The sequence below is a fragment of the Bacillus sp. YH3-2-B2 genome (assembly GCF_053663335.1).
The window spans coordinates 575,509-600,161 of the sequence record NZ_JBSJQE010000001.1; the positions used below are offsets into that span (position 1 = coordinate 575,509).

The 24,653-nt window shown below is 44.1% G+C and carries 23 protein-coding genes; 17 read left to right on the forward strand and 6 right to left on the reverse strand.

Going from position 1 to position 24,653, the window contains the following annotated elements:
* Positions 1–11: 11 nt before the first annotated feature.
* The 6 genes from ACWJJX_RS02915 (at position 12) to lpdA (ending at position 10,428) form a co-directional block, all read left to right on the forward strand.
* Positions 12–3,866 carry an alpha/beta fold hydrolase gene (locus tag ACWJJX_RS02915; protein WP_454022723.1) on the forward strand — a complete coding sequence of 1,285 codons (3,855 nt, stop codon included), beginning with the start codon at positions 12–14 and terminating at the stop codon, positions 3,864–3,866.
* A 32-nt stretch (positions 3,867–3,898) separates the two neighbouring features.
* Positions 3,899–4,990, forward strand: coding sequence for a serine hydrolase domain-containing protein (locus ACWJJX_RS02920; RefSeq protein WP_454022724.1), 1,092 nt, complete (start codon positions 3,899–3,901; stop codon positions 4,988–4,990).
* Positions 4,991–5,461: 471 nt separating this feature from the next.
* Complete coding sequence (pdhA, locus tag ACWJJX_RS02925; RefSeq protein WP_003154530.1) at positions 5,462–6,577, forward strand: pyruvate dehydrogenase (acetyl-transferring) E1 component subunit alpha; 1,116 nt, start codon at positions 5,462–5,464, stop codon at positions 6,575–6,577.
* Between the two features lie 3 nt (positions 6,578–6,580).
* Positions 6,581–7,558, forward strand: coding sequence for a pyruvate dehydrogenase complex E1 component subunit beta (gene pdhB / locus ACWJJX_RS02930; RefSeq protein ID WP_454022725.1), 978 nt, complete (start codon positions 6,581–6,583; stop codon positions 7,556–7,558).
* Between the two features lie 124 nt (positions 7,559–7,682).
* Complete coding sequence (pdhC, locus tag ACWJJX_RS02935; RefSeq protein WP_317461439.1) at positions 7,683–9,011, forward strand: pyruvate dehydrogenase complex dihydrolipoyllysine-residue acetyltransferase; 1,329 nt, start codon at positions 7,683–7,685, stop codon at positions 9,009–9,011.
* 4 nt (positions 9,012–9,015) lie between these two features.
* On the forward strand, positions 9,016–10,428 hold the full coding sequence (lpdA, locus tag ACWJJX_RS02940) for a dihydrolipoyl dehydrogenase (protein ID WP_014304945.1): 1,413 nt from the start codon (positions 9,016–9,018) through the stop codon (positions 10,426–10,428).
* Between the two features lie 47 nt (positions 10,429–10,475).
* Here the strand turns inward: lpdA and ACWJJX_RS02945 are convergent, their stop codons facing one another.
* Positions 10,476–10,850, reverse strand: a complete 375-nt coding sequence (locus ACWJJX_RS02945; RefSeq protein ID WP_014304946.1) for a hypothetical protein — start codon at positions 10,848–10,850, stop codon at positions 10,476–10,478.
* A gap of 248 nt (positions 10,851–11,098) precedes the next feature.
* Here ACWJJX_RS02945 and ACWJJX_RS02950 point away from each other — a divergent pair, with 248 nt between their 5' ends.
* Positions 11,099–11,890, forward strand: coding sequence for a polysaccharide deacetylase family protein (locus ACWJJX_RS02950; RefSeq protein WP_454022726.1), 792 nt, complete (start codon positions 11,099–11,101; stop codon positions 11,888–11,890).
* Between the two features lie 113 nt (positions 11,891–12,003).
* Positions 12,004–12,123, forward strand: a complete 120-nt coding sequence (locus tag ACWJJX_RS02955) for a GapA-binding peptide SR1P (RefSeq protein ID WP_003154518.1) — start codon at positions 12,004–12,006, stop codon at positions 12,121–12,123.
* Positions 12,124–12,170: 47 nt separating this feature from the next.
* Here ACWJJX_RS02955 and ACWJJX_RS02960 read toward each other — a convergent pair whose 3' ends face one another.
* The gene (locus ACWJJX_RS02960) at positions 12,171–13,643 is read right to left on the reverse strand and encodes an aminotransferase class I/II-fold pyridoxal phosphate-dependent enzyme (RefSeq protein ID WP_077722165.1); all 1,473 of its coding nucleotides are present in this window, start codon (positions 13,641–13,643) and stop codon (positions 12,171–12,173) included.
* A 179-nt stretch (positions 13,644–13,822) separates the two neighbouring features.
* Here ACWJJX_RS02960 and ACWJJX_RS02965 point away from each other — a divergent pair, with 179 nt between their 5' ends.
* On the forward strand, positions 13,823–14,089 hold the full coding sequence (locus tag ACWJJX_RS02965; protein ID WP_167860113.1) for a UPF0223 family protein: 267 nt from the start codon (positions 13,823–13,825) through the stop codon (positions 14,087–14,089).
* A 35-nt stretch (positions 14,090–14,124) separates the two neighbouring features.
* Here ACWJJX_RS02965 and ACWJJX_RS02970 read toward each other — a convergent pair whose 3' ends face one another.
* Entirely contained in the window at positions 14,125–14,757 is a 633-nt protein-coding gene (locus tag ACWJJX_RS02970; protein ID WP_167860114.1) for a DUF1054 domain-containing protein, read from the reverse strand.
* 236 nt (positions 14,758–14,993) lie between these two features.
* On the opposite strand from ACWJJX_RS02970, the gene ACWJJX_RS02975 reads away from it, so the two are divergent.
* The 3 genes from ACWJJX_RS02975 to ACWJJX_RS02985 all read left to right on the forward strand — a co-directional run bounded on the left by ACWJJX_RS02975 (position 14,994) and on the right by ACWJJX_RS02985 (position 16,552).
* Positions 14,994–15,182, forward strand: coding sequence for a hypothetical protein (locus tag ACWJJX_RS02975; protein WP_003154513.1), 189 nt, complete (start codon positions 14,994–14,996; stop codon positions 15,180–15,182).
* A 133-nt stretch (positions 15,183–15,315) separates the two neighbouring features.
* Positions 15,316–16,113: an inositol-1-monophosphatase gene (gene suhB, locus ACWJJX_RS02980; protein WP_007409670.1), complete on the forward strand. Its 798-nt coding sequence runs from the start codon at positions 15,316–15,318 to the stop codon at positions 16,111–16,113.
* The gene (locus ACWJJX_RS02985) at positions 16,100–16,552 is read left to right on the forward strand and encodes a GNAT family N-acetyltransferase (RefSeq protein WP_454022727.1); all 453 of its coding nucleotides are present in this window, start codon (positions 16,100–16,102) and stop codon (positions 16,550–16,552) included. Before suhB ends, ACWJJX_RS02985 begins: the two co-directional genes overlap by 14 nt.
* 51 nt (positions 16,553–16,603) lie before the next feature.
* Here the strand turns inward: ACWJJX_RS02985 and ACWJJX_RS02990 are convergent, their stop codons facing one another.
* A complete protein-coding gene (locus ACWJJX_RS02990; protein ID WP_454022728.1) occupies positions 16,604–18,169 on the reverse strand; it encodes a M4 family metallopeptidase in 1,566 nt (521 codons plus the stop codon).
* Between the two features lie 322 nt (positions 18,170–18,491).
* Between ACWJJX_RS02990 and ACWJJX_RS02995 the strand changes: the two genes are divergently transcribed.
* From ACWJJX_RS02995 to ACWJJX_RS03010, 4 genes are read left to right on the forward strand one after another with little or no spacing between them, the layout of a single operon-like run.
* The gene (locus tag ACWJJX_RS02995) at positions 18,492–20,429 is read left to right on the forward strand and encodes a hypothetical protein (RefSeq protein ID WP_454022729.1); all 1,938 of its coding nucleotides are present in this window, start codon (positions 18,492–18,494) and stop codon (positions 20,427–20,429) included.
* Positions 20,419–20,688 (forward strand): hypothetical protein, encoded by a 270-nt coding sequence (locus ACWJJX_RS03000; protein WP_070081772.1) that lies wholly within the window; start codon positions 20,419–20,421, stop codon positions 20,686–20,688. Before ACWJJX_RS02995 ends, ACWJJX_RS03000 begins: the two co-directional genes overlap by 11 nt.
* On the forward strand, positions 20,689–21,210 hold the full coding sequence (locus tag ACWJJX_RS03005; RefSeq protein WP_166706310.1) for a sigma-70 family RNA polymerase sigma factor: 522 nt from the start codon (positions 20,689–20,691) through the stop codon (positions 21,208–21,210).
* The gene (locus ACWJJX_RS03010; RefSeq protein WP_176283309.1) at positions 21,207–21,500 is read left to right on the forward strand and encodes a zf-HC2 domain-containing protein; all 294 of its coding nucleotides are present in this window, start codon (positions 21,207–21,209) and stop codon (positions 21,498–21,500) included. Before ACWJJX_RS03005 ends, ACWJJX_RS03010 begins: the two co-directional genes overlap by 4 nt.
* A gap of 37 nt (positions 21,501–21,537) precedes the next feature.
* Here ACWJJX_RS03010 and ACWJJX_RS03015 read toward each other — a convergent pair whose 3' ends face one another.
* Both ACWJJX_RS03015 and ACWJJX_RS03020 read right to left on the reverse strand, forming a co-directional pair.
* Positions 21,538–22,155, reverse strand: coding sequence for a hypothetical protein (locus ACWJJX_RS03015; protein ID WP_176283310.1), 618 nt, complete (start codon positions 22,153–22,155; stop codon positions 21,538–21,540).
* A 309-nt stretch (positions 22,156–22,464) separates the two neighbouring features.
* On the reverse strand, positions 22,465–22,653 hold the full coding sequence (locus tag ACWJJX_RS03020; RefSeq protein WP_454022730.1) for a YlaF family protein: 189 nt from the start codon (positions 22,651–22,653) through the stop codon (positions 22,465–22,467).
* A gap of 111 nt (positions 22,654–22,764) precedes the next feature.
* Here ACWJJX_RS03020 and typA point away from each other — a divergent pair, with 111 nt between their 5' ends.
* Entirely contained in the window at positions 22,765–24,603 is a 1,839-nt protein-coding gene (gene typA, locus ACWJJX_RS03025) for a translational GTPase TypA (RefSeq protein WP_003154502.1), read from the forward strand.
* Positions 24,604–24,653 lie beyond the last annotated feature (50 nt).

A 24,653-nucleotide genomic window follows, 5' to 3' on the forward strand; every position in this document is an offset into this window, starting at 1 on the left:
TGTCGAGTTGCATGAGGTTCAGCGTATTAGTCAAACATGACGATTATATTGTTTCAGACCATGTCCTTCATCAAGTGCGTACGATACCCGGCGTCACGTATCTGGATTTAATAACACGATTTTTAGCTGAGAAAGGGATATCACCCCGAAGTTTTGAAATCAAACATGTTTTATTCCGTGAACCTGTTGCGACGTCAGTCCATTTTGATAAAAAAGTCACCTTCCAGTTTACGGAACAAGAAAACGGCTGGCTTGTTGAAACAACAAGCAGGAAATGGGTCGCTGAAAAGGCGGAAGGTGAAGCGTCAGTCAACTTGCAGGCGGAAATCATAAGAAAAAATGCGATAAACGAAAAGACAATTTCAATCGAAGCATTAAAGAAAGGGGCCGTCCGGACTTCGGAGGCTGAAGCCGCCTATCGTAATTTGCGCAGGGGCGGCCTGATTCATAAAGATTTTATGAAATTGGAAGGTACGGTATATGAAGGTGAAAATTATATTCTGGGAGAGGTCAGTTTAAGCGGACTTTCAAAAGAATATACAGATGACTTTTACATGCATCCCGCATTTTTGGATGGGTCTCTCAGCCTGTTGGGAATCCTTACATCAGACTTGCCGGATGAAGGAACAAATGCGTTTATCCCTATATATATTGAGACATTCCGGGCACTGCATAAAACAACCGGATCTTGTTTTGTGTATATTAATAAAAACAGTATAACGCAGCCGCCTTCTAAAGACATTTTATATGCGGACATAGAAGTATACAGGCCTGATGGAGAGCTTGCTTTTTATTATGAACGATTCGGTGTGAAAAGAGTCAGAAATGAAAAATCAATACAAAGGCTGGAGCATTCCCATAAAGCAAAAGAGGTCGGCAGCGTAACGAACAATAAAGAAATGATCAGAAATAATTTGATCCAAGAGATAGCCGGCATGATTGAAAAGCCTGCTGAAACAGTGAAGAATGATATTTCCTTTTACGAGATGGGCTTGGATTCTAAACAGTTATTAGACTTATCCAAAAAATTAGAACTGATGTTAGGTTCAAAGCTGTACCCGACTTTATTATTTGATTACTCCACAATCGGTGAATTGACGGAATATCTGCAGGAGAAATACGGAGCTCGCGTTACAGACTCTATCTCTGATACAGTTCAGCACCAAGACAGTCAAAAAACATTAACAGATGAGCTGTCATCCATTATTGGAGATGTGACAAACACGCCGCCAAATAAAGCGGACAAACATCAATCTTTTTACGAACTGGGTCTTGACTCAAAACAGCTGCTGCATATATCGAAAATGCTCGAGGAAAGATTGGATACACAATTGTATCCGACATTGCTTTTTGATTATAACAATATTCATGATTTAGCGGCTTATTTAGAAGAAAAATATGCTGTGCGTAATACGCCGGCCGCAGCTTTTAAAGAAAAAACGCAAACGAAAGAGCCGTCTGAAAAGCCGGTGCTTGAATCTTTATATTTACAAAAAGAATGGATAGAATCGCCATTAAAATCCGGAGAAGTGCCTAAGGAAAATACATTGATTTTCGATTTCGACAGTTCATTGAGTGATGAAATCCGAAAGTACATCGGCAGTGAAAATGTTATTTATGCGGAAGCCGCTGCTGAATATGAAATGGTAAATGAAAAGCATTATAAATTTAATCCGGAGCAGTCTGCTCATTACACCAGACTGTTAGATGATATGAAAAAGTCCGGAGCGTTTCCGGCGTCAATCATTCATTACCTGTCAAAAAAAGCTTATACTGAGGCAGCGTTAGATTTGACTCACAGCTTTTATTCAATCCTTTATTTAAGCAAAGCGTTGATCCGTCAAAAAATAAAAGATAACATCAACCTTTTGTACGTACATGACAAGGATCAATATACAAATCCGGTTTACGCCGCGATTGGAGGCTTTTTTAAAACGCTGAATGCGGAGCAGCCGAATATAAAGTGTAAAACGGTTGAGATTTCTTCAAGACAGACCATTGAAAAAGCACCTTTGCTTCTCAATGAATTAAGTGCCGGACATCATGAGACTGTGAAATATGACGGCGATCAAAAAAGGCGGGTGACAGCATACAAAGATGCTTCGCTGCAACCAGGGCAAAAGGCCGCAAAGTTTGTAAAAAACGGAGTGTATCTCATCATCGGAGGGTTAAGCGGCATCGGCTGGATTATTTCAGCGTTTATTTATGCAAATCACGGAGCCAGCGTTATCATTGCCGGGCGATCGAAAATGACAGCAGAAATGGAAGAAAAATTAGACAGCATCCGATATGACGGGGCAAGCATTTCTTACATCCAGGCTGACATGTCAGATAAACAGCAGGTCATCAAGTTAGCGGAAAAAATTCATGCTGATTATTCCGAAATCAACGGGGTCATTTACAGTGCAGGCGTGTTGAAAGACTCTTTCATTATGAATAAAACAGACGCGGAAGCCCAGGCGGTGCTGCAATCAAAGGTCAATGGTGTGATTCATTTGGATGAAGCGCTCAGAAATATGCCTTTAGACTTTTTTGTTTTGTTTTCTTCCATCTCATCAGAAATCGGAAGTCTGGGTCAAGCCGATTACGCCTACGCCAATCGTTTTCTGGAGCATTTTGCCGAGTGGAGGGAATGTATGAAAAAGGAGGGGGGGAGATCAGGAAAAACCATCGCTGTAAATTGGCCTTTCTGGAAGGACGGAGGCATGTCAGTTGATCCCGGCATTCAAGACATTATGAAAACCGAGTACGGACTTCACCCATTAGAAAATACTGCCGGAATCAAAGCTTTTGAACACTCGCTTCTCGGCCAAGGCCACCAGCTGATCGTGTTATACGGAGAAAAAGAAAAAATACAAAATGATTTCAATCCGTTATCCGCCCGTTCAACACCGCCTCTAGTAAGAGATTCAGCGATTGCAGCCGATTTTGATGCTTCGTCAATCGTTACGGAAGAAGAAGCTGAAAGTCCATTCCGAATACTCGGCACAGCTTCCAATCGTCATCTCGACGATTATTTGCATTATTGGAGCAGACTGAAGAAAGGAGCCCTTCAGTACGATCAAAGCGATGCCGCAAAAAAACTCATCGCTTTTTACCAGACAGAAGAAACGGAAACCGTTCATTTTCTGGCAAACACAGAAAATGCCCGGCATATGGAAATATTGATGAGCGGTAAGGGTGAAACAATTTTACTGATTTGCGGTTTTGCTACCACTGCTTACATGTGGAAAGAACAAATGAAGGAGTGGGCAGACCAATTTAATGTAATTGTCATCCACACACCGGGTTACGGGCTGAGTGAGGGGAGCGCCGATTTTACATTGAGCGGGCTGGCTCAGACTTTTATCGAAGTGCTGAACGAGATAGGGGTTGCTTGGCCGATCCACATTGCGGCAGCTTCTTGGGGAGGCATGATAGGGCAGAGGATAGCCTATGAATACCCTGAAAAAGTAAAAACACTCATTCTTTCCGGAAGTTACACCGAATACGAAGAAGACCCTGAAAGCAGTGTCGAGGAAAAACTGAAAAATGATTTTATAGCTATAGGAAAATCGCATGAATATGAAAGTTTATACAGTAATCAATTCTTAAATGCTTCTATTGAACGTTTTATGAAGATACATCAACAAGAAGGCTATTCTACGATCGGCTTTTTAAAAGACATTCATACAAGAACGCTCATCCTTACGGGTGAGAAGGAAAGCGTAGTTGATCAGAAAGAAACAAAAAGGCTGCAGAAACTGCTGAGCAATGCAGAAATAAAGAAAATTAAGGGAGCGGGGCATCTTCCGAACGTCACACATCCGGAAGAATTTAATAAAGCGGTGTCAGAATTCATCAAGAAATCAGTAAGTAAGGGATGAAAACGATACATACAGTACAGGGGGAGAAAACAATGAAACAAACAATAAGCAATCCGGCATTTGATATGAAACAAATTAACGCTCTTAACAGCCATTATCAGACGATGATAGACATTGGAGATCTGCAATGTGCGAGTTATATGATGTCAAGAGGAGGCGAGGTTTTTGCAGCTGAGTCGTTAGGGGAATTTACCGGCGGACAAAAAGAAAAGCAAACATTTCAGCTTGATACAATCAGAGAAATCGGTTCTTTGACAAAAGTGTTTACCGCTGTAGCCGTCATGCAGCTCGTCGAAAAAGGTCTGCTCGATTTGAAAATGCCGGTCAAGCTCATTTTGCCTGCGTTTGATAAACCGGGTTTCGGAGAAATTAAAATTTTACACCTTTTGACTCATACGGCGGGATTAAGTTTTGAGCTGGATATTCAAAAGGCTGAAGGCATTGACTTAACGAATGAGGAAGAATGGATAAACTATCTGATCAGTACGCCTTTAGAGTACGGAGTGGATGAAGCATGGAACTATTCCAGAACCGGCTTTGTTATACTTGGCATCATTATTTCAAAAGTAACAGGCGTGTCCTACGAACAGTATGTAACAAAGCATATTATTGAAGCGCTCGGATTAGAAAGAACGTTTTTTTATGTGCCTGATGCGTTAAAAGAAGAAGTTTGTGTGATCAATGAACACGAGTGCGTACAGCTGGAAAAAAGTCATCACCCGTATTTTCCGAATAAAGCGACAAGCGGTCTGTACTCTTCGCTGGAAGATATTTGGAAGTTGGCTGAAATGTTTAGAAATAAAGGCAGATTGAAAGATAAGAAGCTGCTTGGAAGAAAAACAGTCGAGGCCATGCTGAGAAATCAAATAAAGCCCGGTCTTCCTTTTTACTTCTTCGGAGCGCCCAGAGAGGAAGGCGGCTTTGGTTTAGGCATTAATTTGTGGCCGGCCGGTGACCATTATTTCATGACAGAAGGCACCTTCTCACATCTTGGAATGGGTTGGTGCGGCATGTTTTCTGATCCAGCCGAAGATTTTACGTATGTATTTTTCACTCCGATTTCCGAGTTTCATCCTCATGCCGTGCTGACGCCGCTGAATATCGTGTGGGCGGGTATTGAATAATTAGACAAAAGCATCGTCCCGTCTGTCCGGCAGGCGGGACGATTGCTAACTGCCCGTTTTTATCCCGCGGCATCTTCTCAAAGCCCGCCCTCGAAGTTAAATAACTTAATTTACTCTTTGTAATTTTTTTTAATTATAGTACAGTAGAGCCTTTTTATAATACAGTTTAAAGTCTTTTATAGTACAGTTTGGCGCAGTGTGATCTTAAGTTTTATAAGCGGTTTCAAAATAAGGTTATAAATAATTGACGGCTTTGTTTAATTACTGTAAACTATGGTTGTTGATCATATTGTACTAATAAAAAATCTTTTTTTATTAGTACAGTTTAAACGTCATTATCTTTGCTTAAGCGCTATGTGAATTTCTGAATGATTAATTTTAGAATTGCAGAGCATGATAAGACTGTTTTTAATACGGATGGCTAAACGGTATCCTAACCCTGTTAAATCAAAAGAAGAGGTGGTTTAAAAAATGGCTGCAAAGACAAAAACTTCAATTGTTGATAGCAAAAAACAATTTGATGCTATTAATAAGCAGTTTGAAACGTTCCAAATTTTAAATGCTGAAGGAGAAGTCGTAAATAAAGACGCAATGCCTGATCTTTCAGATGATCAGTTAAAAGAATTAATGAGAAGAATGGTGTATATCCGCATTTTAGACCAGCGTTCAATTTCTCTTTCCCGTCAAGGACGTTTAGGTTTCTATGCACCGACAGCGGGCCAGGAAGCTTCTCAAATTGCATCACACTTCGCGCTTGAACAGGACGACTTTATCCTTCCGGGTTATCGTGACGTTCCTCAGCTGATTTGGCACGGGCTTCCTTTACATCAGGCATTCCTTTTCTCAAGAGGCCATTTTAAAGGTAATCAGATGCCTGAGGGAGTAAACGCTTTATCACCTCAAATTATTATTGGTGCTCAAATTATTCAAACCGCAGGTGTAGCTTTAGGTCTTAAAAAGCGCGGTAAAAAAGCGGTAGCTATTACTTACACTGGTGACGGCGGAGCTTCTCAAGGTGACTTCTATGAAGGAATGAACTTTGCCGGAGCATTTAAAGCACCAGCGATCTTCGTTGTTCAGAATAACCGCTATGCGATTTCAACTCCTGTAGAAAAGCAATCATCCGCACAGACAATTGCCCAAAAAGCAGTTGCCGTCGGTATTACAGGTGTTCAAGTAGACGGAATGGACGCACTAGCCGTTTACGCTGCAACTGCAGAAGCACGCCAGCGCGCAATTAACGGTGAAGGTCCGACTCTGATTGAAACTCTTACATTCCGTTACGGACCTCATACTATGTCCGGTGACGATCCGACTAAATACCGTACGAAAGAAATAGAAAATGAATGGGAGCAAAAAGACCCGCTCGTACGTTTCCGCAAGTTCTTGGAAAACAAAGGACTATGGTCTGAAGAAGAAGAGAACAAAGTGATTGAACAGGCCAAAGAAGAAATCAAACAAGCTATCAAAAAGGCTGACGGCGAATCAAAACCGAAAGTAACAGAGCTGATTGAGAATATGTTTGAAGAGCCGACGTTCAACTTGAAAGAACAACTTGAAATTTACAAAGCGAAGGAGTCGAAGTAAGCCATGGCGCAAATGACAATGATTCAAGCGATCACTGATGCGTTACGCACAGAACTGAAAAACAATGAAAACGTTCTGCTTTTCGGGGAAGATGTAGGCGTTGCCGGAGGCGTATTCCGTGCAACTGAAGGCCTTCAAAAAGAATTCGGTGAGGACCGCGTATTTGACACGCCGCTTGCTGAATCCGGTATCGGCGGTCTCGCTCTCGGTTTAGGCCTGCAAAATTACCGTCCTGTTATGGAAATCCAATTCTTCGGATTCGTATATGAAGTAATGGATTCAATCTCAGGACAAATGGCTCGTCTCCGCTACCGTTCCGGCGGACGCTGGACTTCTCCGGTGACAATCCGTTCTCCATTCGGCGGAGGGGTTCATACACCTGAACTTCACGCTGACAGTTTGGAAGGCCTTATCGCTCAGCAGCCGGGTATTAAAGTTGTTATCCCTTCCACTCCTTACGATGCAAAAGGACTGCTGATTGCCTCTATCAGAGACAATGATCCGGTTGTTTTCTTAGAGCATATGAAACTTTACCGTTCTTTCCGTCAGGAAGTTCCTGAGGAGGAATACACAATCGAGCTTGGCAAAGCTGATGTGAAACGCGAAGGTACTGACCTTTCTATCATCACATACGGCGCGATGGTTCATGAGTCGCTTAAGGCTGCTGAAGAGCTTGAAAAAGAAGGCGTTTCTGCTGAAGTTATCGACCTTCGCACTGTAAGCCCGCTTGATATTGATACGATTATTGCTTCTGTTGAAAAAACAGGCCGCGCAATTGTCGTGCAGGAAGCTCAAAAACAAGCCGGCATCGCTGCCAACGTTGTAGCTGAAATCAATGACCGCGCGATTCTGAGCCTGGAAGCTCCGGTTCTGCGTGTTGCGGCGCCTGATACAGTATTTCCTTTCTCGCTTGCTGAGAGCGTATGGCTTCCAAACCATAAAGACGTTCTTGAAACTGCGAAAAAAGTTCTTGAATTTTAATCAGGCATCATAAAAGACGGTAAAGAGAGTCCTTTTCTCTTATGATGAAGGAGTCTATTTACTAGGTTCAATGCTTGCGTATGCATAACTAAAATTTGCTTAATCAACTAGGAGGTCGAAAACTGTGGCATTTGAATTTAAACTTCCGGATATCGGGGAAGGTATCCACGAAGGCGAAATCGTAAAATGGTTTGTTAAGCCGAACGACGAGGTAGAAGAAGACGATGTTCTGGCTGAAGTGCAAAATGATAAAGCAGTGGTAGAAATTCCTTCACCTGTTAAAGGAAAAGTATTAGAATTAAAAGTTGAAGAGGGAACAGTTGCAACTGTTGGACAAACGATTATTACGTTTGACGCACCTGGTTACGAAGATCTTCAATTTAAAGGAAGCCATGATTCAGGAGAGGCGAAAACTGAGGCTCAAGTTCAGTCGTCTGCTGAAGCAGGGCAGGATATCTCTAAAGAAGAGACTCCTAAAGAGCCTGCAAAAGAAACCGGCGCAGGACAGCAGGACCAAGCGGAAGCTGATCCGAACAAACGCGTGATCGCGATGCCTTCCGTACGCAAATATGCCCGTGAAAAAGGCGTGGATATCCGTAAAGTAACAGGTTCAGGCAATAACGGACGTGTTGTAAAAGAAGATATCGACAGCTTTGCAAATGGAGGAGCGGCTCAAGAAGCGGCACCGCAAGAAACAGCTGCACCTCAGGAAACAGTTAAACCTGCAGCGGCTCAGGCTCCTGAAGGCGAATTCCCTGAAACACGCGAAAAAATGAGCGGTATCCGTAAAGCGATCGCGAAAGCAATGGTGAACTCTAAGCATACTGCACCGCACGTAACTCTTATGGATGAAGTTGACGTAACAAATCTTGTTGCTCACCGCAAACAGTTCAAACAAGTTGCTGCTGATCAAGGCATCAAGCTGACTTATCTGCCTTACGTCGTCAAAGCATTAACATCCGCTTTGAAAAAATTCCCTGTTTTAAACACATCGATTGATGATAAAACAGATGAAGTGATCCAAAAACATTACTTCAACATCGGAATTGCAGCGGATACCGAAAAAGGCCTGCTTGTGCCGGTAGTGAAAAATGCCGACCGTAAAGCCGTTTTCGAAATCTCTGATGAAATCAACAGCCTTGCTACAAAAGCGCGTGAAGGCAAGCTTGCACCTGCGGAAATGAAAGGCGCTTCTTGCACGATCACAAATATCGGTTCTGCCGGAGGCCAATGGTTCACACCGGTTATCAACCACCCAGAGGTTGCGATTCTCGGTATCGGCCGTATTGCTGAAAAAGCGATCGTCCGTGACGGTGAAATTGTAGCTGCTCCTGTCTTAGCTCTTTCTCTCAGCTTTGACCACCGTATGATAGACGGAGCAACTGCACAAAATGCGTTAAACCACATCAAGCGTTTACTGAACGATCCACAACTTATTTTAATGGAGGCGTAATGTTATGGTAGTAGGAGATTTCCCTATTGAAACAGATACTCTTGTGATTGGTGCGGGACCAGGCGGCTATGTAGCTGCCATCCGCGCTGCTCAGCTTGGACAAAAAGTAACAGTCGTTGAAAAAGCAACTCTTGGAGGCGTTTGTCTGAACGTCGGCTGTATTCCTTCAAAAGCGCTCATCAATGCAGGCCATCGTTACGAGAATGCAAAACATTCAGATGACATGGGAATCACTGCTGAGAACGTAACGGTTGACTTTACAAAAGTCCAAGAATGGAAAGCTTCTGTTGTAAATAAGCTTACCGGCGGTGTTGCAGGTCTTTTAAAAGGAAATAAAGTGGACGTTGTAAACGGGGAAGCTTATTTCGTAGACAGCAACTCTGTCCGCGTAATGGATGAGAACTCTGCGCAAACATACACATTTAAAAACGCAATCATTGCTACCGGTTCTCGCCCTATCGAATTGCCAAACTTCAAATATAGCGAACGCGTTCTGAACTCTACAGGCGCACTTGCGCTTAAAGAAATTCCGAAAAAGCTCGTTGTTATCGGCGGCGGATATATCGGTACTGAGCTTGGAACAGCGTATGCGAACTTCGGAACTGAATTGGTTATTTTAGAAGGCGGAGATGAAATTCTTCCTGGCTTCGAAAAACAAATGAGTTCCCTCGTTACCCGCAGACTGAAGAAAAAAGGCAACGTTGAAATCCATACAAGCGCCATGGCTAAAGGCGTTGAGGAAAGACCTGACGGCGTAACAGTTACATTCGAAGTAAAAGGCGAAGAAAAAACGGTTGATGCTGATTACGTATTAATCACTGTCGGACGCCGTCCGAACACTGATGAGCTCGGCCTTGAGCAAGTCGGTATCGAAATGACTGACCGCGGTGTCATTAAAACAGACAAGCAGTGCCGCACAAACGTACCGAACATTTACGCAATCGGTGACATCATTGACGGACCTCCATTGGCTCACAAAGCGTCTTACGAAGGTAAAATCGCCGCGGAAGCTATTTCAGGAGAGCCGGCTGAAATCGATTACCTCGGTATTCCGGCGGTTGTATTCTCTGAGCCTGAACTGGCTTCTGTCGGTTACACTGAAGCACAGGCGAAAGAAGAAGGCATTGAAGTCGTTGCAGCTAAGTTCCCGTTTGCAGCAAACGGACGTGCGCTGTCTCTTAACGAAACTGACGGCTTCATGAAGCTGATCACCCGTAAAGAAGACGGTCTTGTAATCGGTGCGCAAATTGCCGGCGCAAGCGCTTCTGACATGATTTCTGAATTGAGCCTGGCGATCGAAGGCGGAATGACTGCTGAAGATATCGCGATGACAATTCACGCTCACCCGACATTGGGCGAAATCACTATGGAAGCTGCCGAAGTAGCAATCGGAAGCCCGATCCACATCGTAAAATAATGATGTAACAAAGAAACAGCCCCCGTTTGTAAAAGCGGGGGCTGTTTTTATTGTGCAAGCACATGCTGCATAGGTTTGATGATATCCTCTTTTTTCTTTACGGATCCCTCAATCTTCATGACCACATGCCGATGATTGATCACCATCAGCGCAGGGAACGTATTGATTTCCTCTTCCCATCCCTTTCTGTTGTCATAAACCTTCATTTGATCGACATGATGGGGATATTTCTTTTCTAAATCAAGAATCGCATCGTAATAAGGAACTTCTTTATCTATATGATTTTCATCGGAAAAAAACAAGATTTGAGTGTGATGAATGCTGTCGATCCGGTTATTTTTGAATGGAATGACAGTAGAAACCGAACAGCTTGACAGAACGAACAGCATCAAAAAAAAGGGAATCACCGTACGGTAGCGCATCTATCTTACTCCTCTGTTTTATATAATATATTGGTTCATCCATTTATAAGGACTATATTAAGTGTATCACGAGAGGTGAAAAACCTAAGGCTTGTTACTGAATTGTTATATAATTGAAACCGTTTTTAATGAAGAAATAATACGTGTGACAACTTGTACAGCCGATGTGTAAAAAAGGCACATTGTTTTTCGTGAGAGCGCTGGTTTTTCGTTATACTGGGGGCAAAACCATATCAGGAGGGATTGTCATGTATAAAGCCGCTGCAGCCGTCATATGTATGTGCTTACTCGCCGGCTGCCAATCAAATGAAAAGATGCAAACAAACAAACCCCATTCTCAAGCCGCGGCCAATCATGCCAAACGGGAAAACCATCATACAAAAGAGAAAAAACAGAAGGCGGAGCCCCGTTACTATATCAATCCGAAAACCTTTTCTGTGGAAAAAATGGATGAACAGAAAGAGAAAAAACCGATCGCAGTGGTAACGATCGATGACGCGCCTGATCAGCATGCCGCTGAGATTGCGGACAAACTGCATGATCTCAATGCGTCAGCGATCTTTTTTGTAAACGGACATTTTTTGAAAAAAGATGAAAATAAGAAAGCGCTTAAGCATATTCATGAGTTAGGTTTTATGATCGGAAATCATACAATGACTCATCAAAACTTAAAAGATCTTTCCAAACAAAAACAACGGGAAGAAATCATTGGCGTCAATAAAGCGGTTGAAAAGGTAATAGGAGAGAAACCCGCATTTTTCAGGGCGCCTTTCGGAAGCAATACGGACTACAGTGACAGACTTATAAAAAAAGAAGGTATGGTGAAAATGAACTGGACCTTCGGGTATGATTGGGATCAGAAATATCAATCCAAAAAAGCGCTTACCGATATCACCCTGAGCAGTCCTTACCTGCGGGACGGCGCCAACATATTGATGCATGACCGGAAATGGACGGCTGAAGCCATGCCGGACATTGTAAAAGGATTGCGTCATAAAGGATATACCGTGATTGACCCTAGAGCTATAAAAAGACCGTAAAAAATAAATGTGTTATACAATTTATCAGTTGACATATTAAATGTGACATAATAATATAATAACAACAAGTGAAAATTAAGCGTTTTCAAATTCTGAGAAATGGGGAATGACAGATGGGTACAATTGTTTGCCAAGACTGTAACGAAGCGATTCATTACTTTGAGGATGAGAAGGTCACGACGTTATACGGAACATGTTGCGGACAATGCCAGTGTCATCTTGAAGAAGAGTAAAAAGCGTAAAAAGGCCCGAAACGATTTCGTTTCGGGCTTATTTATGTTTATTGGATGGCTTTTTGCTCTTTGATGACTCTGATCATTTCAAGCGTGGCATCTTCGGGACCCTGCACAGGAAGGCCGGCGTCCAAGTTTTTAAAAATGTAGCTGATATTTTCTTCAGTAATGATCTCACCCGGAATAAAGATCGGAATTCCCGGCGGGTACACCATGACAAACTCTGCAATGATCCGTCCCGCGGATTCTGTTAACGGAATGACTTCCGTATTTGCGTAAAAAGCGTCTCTTGGCGTCATCGCTAACAGAGGAATCTCAGGAAGCAGAACTTCCGCTTGCTGATGAGCATAGTCATTTGCAGAAGCCTGCTTTGAAATGTCTGTAAGCGCGCTTACAAGACGGTCGGCATCTCCTGCTCTGTCTCCGGGGGTGAAAATACATAAAATATTATACAAATCGGACAGCTCGACTTCGATATTAAATGATTCGCGGAGCCATTTTTCAACGTCATGACCCGTCAGGCCGAGGTTTTTGACCGAAATGATTAATTTAGTCGGATCATAACTGAAGGCAGCTTTTGACCCAGTGATTTCTTCGCCGACACAGCGGATGCCTTCAATTTGATTGAGGCGTTCCCGTGTCTGATCCGCCAGCAGAATCGTTTCTTCAAGAAGATCGCGGCCTTCTGTAGCGAGGCGTTTTCTTGCGACATCCAGTGAAGCGAGAAGCAGATAGGATGTTGACGTTGTCGTCAGCATGCTTAAAATTGACTGTACTCTTTCTTTGGAAACAAGGCCTTCTCTCACATTTAAAATGGAGCTCTGTGTCAGGGAGCCTCCCAATTTGTGCACGCTTGTGGCTGCCATATCAGCGCCCGCCTGCATGGCGGACAGAGGAAGCTTATCATGAAAATGAATATGCACGCCGTGCGCTTCATCGACAAGAACAGGCACATCGAAAGAATGCGCGAGCTTTACAATGCTGCTCAAGTCAGCTGCCACACCGAAGTACGTCGGATTGATGACAAGCAGGCCTTTTGCGTCAGGGTGCTCCGTCAAAGCCCGCTCGGCGGACTCAAGCGTAATGCCGTGAGAAATTCCGAGCTCATCGTCAATTTCCGGGTGTATAAAAATCGGCACCGCTCCGGAAAATACAATGGCCGACATAATGGATTTATGAACGTTTCTCGGGATGATGATTTTATCTCCGGGTCCGCATACGGCCATGACCATCGTCATAATGGCGCCGCTCGTCCCTTGTACGGAAAAGAAGGTGTGGTCTGCGCCGAATGCTTCCGCGGCCAGATCCTGGGCTTCTTTAATGATGCCCTTTGGCGCATGTAAATCATCCAGAGGTTCGATATTAATTAAATCTATGCTTAACGCGTTTTCTCCGATAAATTGTCTGAATTCCGGGTCCATTCCCGCGCCTTTTTTATGGCCCGGAATGTGGAATTGGACAGGCTGTCTGTCCGCGTGCTTTTTCAGTCCGCTGTACAGGGGTGTTTCATGTTGCGGCAATTGTTTTCCCACCTTTATCATAATACCTACGGATTAGTTTGTATTACATTCAGTTTTATTACCCGTTTTTTAAACGTAAAACAAATGAATTATATTATGAACTTGAAAGAAAGTAAAGAACAATTTATGATCTATGGAAGATGCTTATTTTGAGCATGATGATAAAGGAGTGAAGACATTTGGAATATCAATATCCGATGAATGAGGACTGGACGACAGAGGAGGCCGTGGACGTCATTGCTTTTTTTCAGCAGGTGGAACACGCCTATGAAAAAGGAGCTGACCGAGACAGACTTCTGAATGCGTACCGCCGCTTTAAAGAAATCGTTCCCGGGAAAGCGGAAGAAAAGAAAATCTGCAGCCAATTTGAAGCTGACAGCACCTATTCCCCGTATCGGACTGTGAAACAGGCGAAACAATCAGATCAAGCGATTATCAAAATGTAGACAAAAGCGAGCCGGCAATCGGCCCGCTTTTTATGTTATGAGACTTTCTGAGTCATTGTGTATAAAAAGGAAAGCTTCCTAAAAGCATCTTCAATGGTTTGCAGGAATTCATTGTTGTTCATGTTGATCACGTCTTCTTTTTGCAGCTGAATGCCGCATAAAAGCTCTGCTTTTTTCACTGTCTGCAGGCGTTCAAATAATGTTTTCAGCTGCTCCTGATCCATGTCGGACTGCTTGTACGCACCTGGCTTCGTATGATCCGGCGACCATACAAAATGACCGGGAATCTGTTTTGTGATTTCCTCCTGCTTCGCTTCCAGCAATCTGCCGTATTCCTCTTTTATCGGAGATTCATAAATGATGGCAAACCATACAAACATATGGGTGTCCCATAAACCGATCTGAAAGTGAGGGAGTTTCTTATAGCCGCGTTTGCTGTTGGCAAAGGCAACCCAGCTGTCAGCCGGCGGGTTGACAGATCTTCTCGCGTGCTTGGCGACATGCGGGAACATTTCATCTCCTGTCAATGCTGACAATGTCGGTGCGAAATGCTCTCCTAACAAGGTCAGCTTCGGACGGACTTGTTCTTTTAACACCTCCATGCGCGGGTCTAAACCTTCTATTGTAAATGTATCGAAGTCTTCTTTTGTAAAACGCATCTGAGTCATCTTTTTCCTCCTTATCGTAAGTATTCATATTTTACCACAGCCGCCGCCGGCCGCAAAAACATTGAGAACGTTTGAGACGAGAGGATTGGTGGTAAAAAACGAATAGGTAAACACACAATTTTAAGAATGTTGTTACAGCCGAATATAAGTTTCCATACGATATAAGAAGTATCATTAATAAATTGGAAAAATGGGATGCTTTTTTAACAAATGATCTCTGGAAGGGGCGAAAGACAATGAGGCAAGTGGTGAAGGAAGGATTCAGGGAGGAAAAAAATAACCGTGTAGCTGTCTGGAGACTAGAGGTTGATTATGAATTGGCAACCCTGTATGAGGCCATGCAAAAAGAGAATGAAGATCAAATCGATCTCAGCAAAAGAAAACTGGAACGTCTCAGAAAAGAATGGATTCGGCTTAACGGATAAAGAATAGTAAAAACGAACCGCAGGAAATGGTTCGTTTTTACGTGAGAAGGCATTTTTTTCATTTTCCTTGCTTTTTCATCGCCTTTATCAGTATGCTATAGAATAAGCTATACATAGAAAAGAGGTACACGGTATGACAAATTGGACGGAAATTGATGATATCGCAAAACAATGGGTAAAAGAAGCCGGAACGAGAATCAGACAATCCATGCAGGAAAGCTTGACGATTGAAACAAAATCAAATCCGAATGATTTAGTCACAAATATTGATAAAGAGACGGAGCGCTTTTTCATTGACCGTATACAAGGAACTTTTCCCGGACACCGGATTCTCGGAGAAGAAGGGCAGGGGGATAAACTCCGCTCCCTTGACGGAATCGTCTGGATCATTGATCCGATTGACGGGACGATGAATTTTGTCCATCAAAAGCGGCATTTCGCGATCTCCATCGGCATCTTTGAAGACGGAAAAGGCAAAATCGGCTTAATTTATGATGTGATGCAGGACGAACTGTATCACGCATTCAGCGGAAAAGGGGCTTATCTGAATGATACGCCGCTTGCTCCTTTAAAAGAAGCTTCCATTGAAGAAGCCATTATTGCAATCAATGCCACATGGGTGACGGAAAACAGAAGGATTGACCCGAGTATTTTGGCGCCGCTCGTAAAACGGGTCAGAGGAACGCGTTCCTACGGTTCGGCGGCACTTGAGCTGGCCAGTGTTGCGGCCGGCCGCATTGACGCATATATTACGATGAGGCTCGCGCCGTGGGATTACGCTGCCGGCTGCGTGCTGCTGAACGAAGTCGGGGGCATTTACACGACCACAGACGGCGAACCGTTCACGTTTTTAGACAACCACAGCGTGCTTGCGGGCAATCCGGCTATACATAAAATTATCTTTGACGACTATTTACATGCTGACAGGTAGAGATTTTGAAGAAGAAGATCTCGGGTTTCTGGAGCAGCTGGCGGCATCGCACCCGGTGTGGAAAAAGGAAGAGTTCGGAACAAAAAATGCGGCGGAGTTTATGTTTGCATACTCCATGTACAATGGAACGTGGCTCGTATGGGAGATTGACGGCGCTCCTGCCGCCGTCAGTTTTCATTTGGAATGGGCCCCTTCAAACGGAAAACCGTGGCTCGGAACCGTGGCCGTCGCTCCGGAGGCAAAAGAGAAAGGAATCGGACGCGCGGTCATTGAAGAGATTGCGGGCCGGCTGAGAGGAGAGCATAAAGCGATGTTTTCAGCCGTTCCCCTGGACAGGCAGGAATGGGTTTTGTTTTTAAGCCAATGCGGCTTTGAACAGCTTAAGCTTGAAAAAGACGATCGGGAAAAGACATATATGATCATGGTGAAGCCATTGTGAAATGTTGCAGATATAAAAAAGAGACCGGATTTCTCCGGTCTCTTTTCTTGTTTACAAGCCGACCGCATTCCAGGCCGCTTCTACGCTTGCAGCGTCTTGAGAGCCGTAAAGGTCCCGCGCTGATTGAATCAAAGCTGCTTTTGCATCTTTAAAGCTTGATGACGGAGTGAGATATACCGTCAGTGCGCGATAGTAAATCTGCTCCGCTTTTTTCACGCCGATTTTTGTAATCGTGTTGTAAGCGGCTTTGTTCGGAATTCCGCTGTTTGTATGCACGCCGCCGTAGTCGCCGGCATCAGTGTTCGGAAGGTTTTGATAATTTTTGTAATGGTCGGGCTGTCCGTATTTTGTCGGATTGGATAAGCTGCGGAGAGCCGGCTGGCTGACCGTAATATCCTCACCGATATCCCAGTCCTCAGTATCGGTGAAGTACCCGAATACATCAGAGAAGGATTCGTTTAAAGCGCCCGGCTGATTTTCATAGTTCAGGTTGGCTGTTTCCTGTGTAACGCCGTGTGTCATTTCATGAGCCGTGACGTCCATTGAACCGGAAAGAGGCGAGAAGAACGAACCGTCACCGTCTCCGTAAATCATTTGGTCGCCGATCCAGGCCGCGTTATTGTATTTGCTGCCGTAATGAACAGAAGATACGATTTTGCCGCCTCTATTGTCGTAGCTGTTGCGTTTAAACGTCTGATAGAAATAATCATACACTTTGCCGAGATTGTAATGCGCATCAACCGCAGCGCGCTGAGAAGAAGTTGTGAACTGGTTTGTAGTGCTTGATACGAGCGTGCCCGGCAGGTTATATTGTCGGTTTTGCAGATCGTACGTAATAATTTGTGTTCCGGTAGGCTTCGAAAGATCGCGCATTACATATTTGCCGTTTTCAGAAGAAATATTTAATGAGACCGTTTTTCCTTTAAGAGTCGTACCTGTTCCGGTTGCAGCGGCATGCTCCACTTTGTTTTGCTTTTTCAGGACTTTCCCTGTTTCCGCATCAACGGTTACTTCCCAGTTAGCTGGTTCCGGTTCGATGTAGCGGATGGTTACATCATAGGCGAGGCGGTATTTACCGTCTTTTGTGGCCGCTGCTTTCAGCTCGGCTTTGTTTTTGTTTGCAACGTTGCCGTTAGAGACGGCTTCAGGTGATTTGCCGATTGCTTTAAAAGCATGATCCAGCGCCTGATTTGCAGATAATTTTTTGCTGTTTACCGTTTTGGCAGAAGCATCGTTGTTTAATTCGCCGTTAATCGCATAGACATTGTTGGATTTATCGACGTGAATAATGACTTGCGAGTCTTTCACAGGCACACCGTTAACGACAGGCACATAACGGAAGTGCTTGTAGCCGAGATCATCGGTCGTGTGGTCAATCAGCTTCAGTCTCTCAGAAGGGTTGCCTTTGAAGACTTTGCCGTTTTGTTTCAAGTATTGCTTGATTGCTTTGTCACTGACTGAAGGCAATTCAGATTGCACCAAAGAATGCTTCGGCACAAAGTTCGTCAGGTTTTCTTTAAGCTGAGGATTCTCAGCGGCCTGAACACCCGGAAGACTGATGGTTAAACTCATAAAGGAAGCGGCGACAGCAACAGACAATTTCTTACCTAAACCCACAATAAATCCCCCTTTTTGAAAATAATGAAAACTTATATTGTTATAATAAACCAGCATTCTCTCATTCTGCAATATAAAACTAGACTCCGCTGATGAATTGATAGAATCGTCCCGTAAAGGCTTCCGGCGGGCAGCGTCAGGGGATAAGCCGAGAGGCACGTGTTGAATCAGACATGAGTCGAATGATGCGATTTATTCTGAAAAAAATGACAAATGAAGTCGGGAAAAATGATAGAGGAAAAATGTTCCGATCTGTAAAACTTTTTTTATAGCCGTTTGTCTAAACAGGTGAGGCCTTAATAAACGAAAAGGATTGTTTCAGATGTCAGAGATTTTCAGTCATTTTATTCAGCATTTCGACAGATATTTCATTTTAAGCAGACAAAGCGTGTTGATCATTCAGTGGTCAGCCGTCTGCCTTGCTGTTTTATACGCGCTGACTTTTCATCCGAAAATCAGCCGTGAGAGAGTTTGGTTTTATTCAGGAATTCTGCTCAGGGCCGTATTATTGGCGGGCATAACAGTTGAATTGGTTCATCAGGTGCAGAGTACTCGCTTTAGCGCGAACTATTTGATATCGGAAGAAAGAGAGCTTCTTCCGATCGTTCATCTCTTAATGTATGGGCATGTGCTGCTCACCGCGTTTCACTATATGCTCATGCCGCAGAAGCAGAGGGGAAAGGGCATATTTTATACCTTTGATCTCACTGTGGTGACACTGCCCGTCATTCAGCTGATCTTCAGTTTTTTCACTTTCTGGAATAACAGTCCCGATGCGATGGCGGGGGAGGATATAGTTTCGATGCTATGTTTTATTACGGTTGTTTTACTACTTCTGATTTCTATGAATGTTTTATTCTTTAAAATGTATTGGAAACCGAGACCCGTTTTTATCGGCGTGTTTTATGCCGGGGTCATCGGGCTGTTGGTGTGGGTGCTCGCTGCGCCCTCGGCAGGTGTAACAAAAGATTACGGCAGACTTCTCCCATTTACGGTGTATTTAACGATGGTCGGTTTTCTGATGACCCATCATTTATTTCATCGGTCAGACAGGATCAGACAGCGGACGAAAAGCTTTCTTGCGGCGGCAACGGCCGCTGGTTTTATTGTCTTTTTGAACCCGGTATACAATGCGGGCGATGCAGCTTTTGCGGTTTCAAAGCCGATAGCTGAAGATTCTGTTGATAATGTGGGTGAACATATCACTTCAGACCAAGCGGAACGGATCCTTACGTCATTTTTTCCGGCTGAGAATCCGATTTATTTAACAGAGACCAATCAGGACCTCCATTACTTTTACCGTTTTAAAACGGAAGATTATGAAGCGGAAGTGGACGAGGTTTCCCGATTGATTACAAATTATCAATATCTTAAAAAACCGGAAGGCCGCACTTTTACAGAAGAGGAATACCGGAAAAAGTCGCTGGATTTCTTGTCGGCGCACGGCCGAAAAATAAAAACACAAGGCATTCAGACAACAGTGAAAAAAGAAGACGGACAGTTTATCGTGGAGATTGCGCCGAAAAGACAAGGGACGAAACACGAAGATTCAGGCACAGTATTTTACTGGGAAAAAGACACCATTATGGGTTTTTCAGAAGATCCGTCTATTTATCAGCTTGAGTCCCTGCCGCAGGTGCATATGAAGGAAAAAGACATAGTGAAAGCAACAAAAGCCGCCTTTCGTACGCTGCAAATGCCTGATCAGACATTTGAAATTACAAATACAGCTATAAACAGCCTGATCGGCAGCAGTTTGACCGTAACTGCGACTAACGGAACGGAGCTGATATTTGATGCAGCATCCGGACGTCTTATGAAAATCAGAGTCTCACCTGACAGCACCGTTTTAACAAAAACAGAACTTCAGAAGAAGCTCTTTTCATTGCTGCTGGGCGCGGATACTTCAAAACTTAGACAAATTGACAAATCGGAAGGCACTCTCGTTTTTGAAAACTCTGAAGGCACATTCGTTACGCTCCGGAATGAAGAAGGCATGAAAGAGGTCTCATTCTACGGACAGGTAAGCGCCAAAACATTCCCGCATACATACAGAGACGGGGAAACAGCCTTCAAAAGAGTGGCGGGGGCATATAACGGCATCATTTACAAAAAGCGGGTGAAGCCTGTCATAGCGGTGAAAGCCGGCGTAACATATAACGCATGGCTCGTCATTATTCAGCCGTTCGGTTCAAACCGTCATGACGTATATGTAGTGAACGCGGATACTTACGAGGCGGTGAACCTTTATGAACAATAAAGAAAAAAAGGCTGTCTTCTTCGATTTATACGACCTTTATAAAGAAGGAGAACTTGAAGGCGGCACGCTCCAGTGGATGAAAGAACATGAGCATTTATTCGGAGCAGAGGCGGAAAACAGAAAACGGCAGAATGAACATGGCTTGAGTGCGCCGTCCGGCGATATCCGCCAGATTAAATACATGAAATGCCTGACGTATGGATTGTACGGATTCTTCATTGTGCTCTCAATCTGGATGACAGTGTGGTTTTACTTTTAAATGAAAAACAAGATGTCAATTGAACAGCTGTATCGTGAACATTATCAAGATATTATGTATTACCTTTACAGACGCACACAACATGCTGAAACCGCTAAAGACCTCGCTCAGGATACATTTATGAAAGCATTTAACGGGCTTGATTCATTTAAGGGCCACTCGTCTATCAGAACGTGGCTCTATGCAATTGCCCATCATACCTTCATCAATTGGTACAGACGTGATAGAAAATATCAATTTTCAGATATCACCCTGAATGAAGGGCTTCAGCAAACAACATATGAACTGCCAGAGCATTACGTCGCCCGGACAGACACTCAGAATGCGCTGACCGGGCAGATTCAGCGTCTGAAAAGCGATCAGCAGACCGTTTTAATTTTAAGGGAATTTCAAGAGCTGTCTTACGAAGAGATTGCTGATGTTTTGGACTGGAGTCTTTCGAAGGTGAAGAGCACCCTGTACAGGGCGAGAATGCAGCTGAAACAGCACTTGGCGGAAAAAAGGAAGGACGGACAGATATGATTTGCTGTTTAGTGAGAGATTTACTCCCTTTATATATTGAAGGCGATTGTGAAACAGAAACGGAGCGGTTTATTTCCCGCCACCTTGAATCATGCGGTAAGTGCGAAAGTTTATATCATATGATGAAGGAGCCGCTTGACCTCGGCAGCCCTGAGATGAAGGCGCCAGCCTGTTATGCAGAAGAAGAAAGGCGGTTTAAGGAACGGTATTACGGGAAGCTGCTGATAAAAGCAGCCGGTTTGTTCGGGGCTGTTTTCTTTATCATGCTGATCCTTAAACTGCTGATTTAAAAAAACGCCCGGCTGAATGACCGGGCGTTTTATCCGTTTACTCAGCCGGATGAAAGGCTGTATAAATACCTTCAAGCAATTCTTGGGGCAGTGAATTAAAGAATCCGGCACACAGCTTTGCTTCTTTTTTTCCTGCTCCTGCTTTTTCAGCAAGGTCCTGATCAAACGTATACACACCGTCTTCTTCAATCAGCGCAGATTGAAGGATATGAAGACTTTGGGAAAAAGCGGTGAACAGCTGATCAACGATAAGGGCCTCTTTTTCCGTAAATCCGAGCTCCACCGCTTTTTCTTTATTAAATGTATATTCGCCGTCCGTTTTCTCAATACATTGGGAAAGAACGGTTAAAAATTCGGTTGAACTGTCCCACAGCTTTTGAATGGTCTGTGCGGTTTCTTTATCTAATCCCAATTCAACCGCTTTTTTACTGTCAAAATAATAGATGCCGTCTTTTTTGTAAATCGATTGGCCGATGATGTCAATGAGTTTTGCCGCGTCTTCCGGTGTTTTCTCTGCGGAAGCCTGCAGGGCATGCGGTTCATTTGCCTGGATCGTTTTTGCGCCGGCAGAATCAAGCGGACTGAATGCAAGCAAGGCGGCTGAGGCGGTTGCGGCGGCAGTTACAGCGGTTTTCTTCAAAAAAGATGTTTTCATTTCATTCTCTCCTTGTCATGTGTATTTGCTTACAGTCACAAGTATAAAAAGACAATGATGGAATTGATATAGGAGGTATGGTATTTTCTGCATAACGATGCCGGACTATTTCAGACTGCATTTTCTGAGGGAATCTGCTGATATAACTAGAATGGGGGCCGTCATTTCCGGCTTCCTGACTAGGCGGCGGGGGAGATAAGCCTTACATCTGGAGCCTGTTTTGAGATATAAAAAAGCCTGAATCTTTGATTCAGGCTTCATAAGATATTGTCTTTCCATGTTTACGGAATTTTGCAAAGGGTCATGCTTTTAATCAAGCAGTCCCTGTTCGCGCATTTTTTTCTTTACGGTGAAACCGCTTCCCATCATGGCGATAACGAGAACAATGCTTCCGATGATGCCCCATGCGCTTTTCTCAGCGATTGCTACGCCGATCAGCATCATGCTGAAGACTGCTGCGAATGCAAATAATAATAAGAGCCAATTCAATTTTTTCATATTTCCATCCCCTTTAACGTCATACTTTCAGTTTACAGAAAAACGTAACGCTTTTAAAGAGGATGTGTGGTATAATATGAAAGTTATCTAATTTTTTTAGGAGATGAAAATGTGAAACTTCGAAACGATCTTCGCAACATCGCGATTATTGCCCACGTTGACCATGGGAAAACGACTTTGGTAGACCAATTGCTTCACCAAGCCGGAACATTCCGTGCCAACGAAAATATTGCCGAACGCGCAATGGATTCAAACGATCTTGAACGTGAACGCGGTATTACAATTCTTGCGAAAAATACTGCGATTAACTATAAAGATACACGCATTAATATTTTGGACACTCCGGGACACGCCGACTTCGGCGGAGAGGTAGAACGGATTATGAAAATGGTTGACGGCGTTCTGTTAGTCGTTGACGCTTATGAAGGCTGCATGCCGCAAACCCGTTTCGTACTGAAAAAAGCCCTTGAGCAGAACTTAAATCCGGTTGTCGTCGTAAACAAAATCGACCGTGATTTCGCCCGCCCGGAAGAAGTCATTGATGAAGTGCTTGATTTGTTCATCGAGCTTGACGCAAACGAAGAACAGCTTGAGTTCCCTGTCGTCTACGCTTCTGCGATTAACGGAACGGCAAGTCTGGATCCGAAAAAGCAGGACGAAAACATGGAATCACTGTATGAAACGATTCTTGAACATGTCCCTGCCCCGGTAGATAACGCCGAAGAGCCTCTTCAATTCCAAGTGGCGCTGCTTGATTACAATGATTATGTCGGCCGTATCGGTATCGGACGCGTTTTCCGCGGCACGATGAAAGTGGGTCAGCAGGTTTCATTGATGAAACTTGACGGAACGGTAAAATCATTCCGCGTAACGAAAATCTTCGGTTTCCAAGGATTGAAACGCGTGGAAATTGAAGAAGCGAGAGCGGGAGACCTTGTTGCCGTTTCGGGCATGGAAGACATCAACGTCGGTGAAACGGTTTGTCCGGCTGACCACCATGAGCCGCTGCCGGTTCTGCGCATTGATGAGCCTACGCTTCAAATGACATTTGTCGTAAACAACAGCCCGTTTGCAGGCCGTGAAGGTAAATATGTCACAGCCCGCAAAATTGAAGAGCGTCTGAACGCGCAGCTTCAAACAGACGTCAGTCTTCGTGTCGAACCGACTGCATCACCAGACGCATGGGTTGTTTCAGGACGGGGTGAGCTTCACCTGTCCATTTTAATTGAAAACATGCGCCGTGAAGGCTATGAGCTTCAAGTGTCTAAACCTGAAGTTATCATTAAGGAAATTGACGGCGTCAGCTGCGAGCCTGTTGAGCGCGTGCAGATTGACGTGCCTGAAGAGCATACCGGTTCTGTTATGGAATCAATGGGTGCGAGAAAAGGCGAAATGCTTGATATGATTAATAACGGAAACGGCCAGGTCCGCCTGATCTTTACCGTACCTTCACGCGGACTCATCGGCTATTCTACTGAGTTTCTGTCACTGACACGCGGTTTCGGTATCCTGAACCACACGTTTGACAGCTATCAGCCGATGCAAAAAGGCCAAGTCGGAGGCCGACGTCAAGGTGTGCTCGTTTCCATGGAAAACGGAAAAGCGACATCTTACGGAATTCAAGGTATTGAAGACCGCGGCGTCATCTTCGTTGAGCCCGGAACAGAAGTATATGAAGGCATGATTGTCGGCGAACATAACCGTGACAATGACCTTGTCGTCAATGTCAGCAAAATGAAACAGCAGACAAACGTCCGTTCCGCTACGAAGGATCAAACGACTACGATTAAGAAAGCGCGCATTATGTCGCTTGAAGAATCACTCGAGTACTTAAACGAGGATGAATACTGCGAAGTAACGCCGGAATCCATCCGTTTAAGAAAGAAAATCCTGAATAAAAACGAACGTGAAAAAGCGGCGAAAAAGAAAAAAACAGCAGGAATGTCTTAATCACTTGCAGAATTTGAAAAGGTAGAACCCGAACGGAAAAGGGGAGGGGG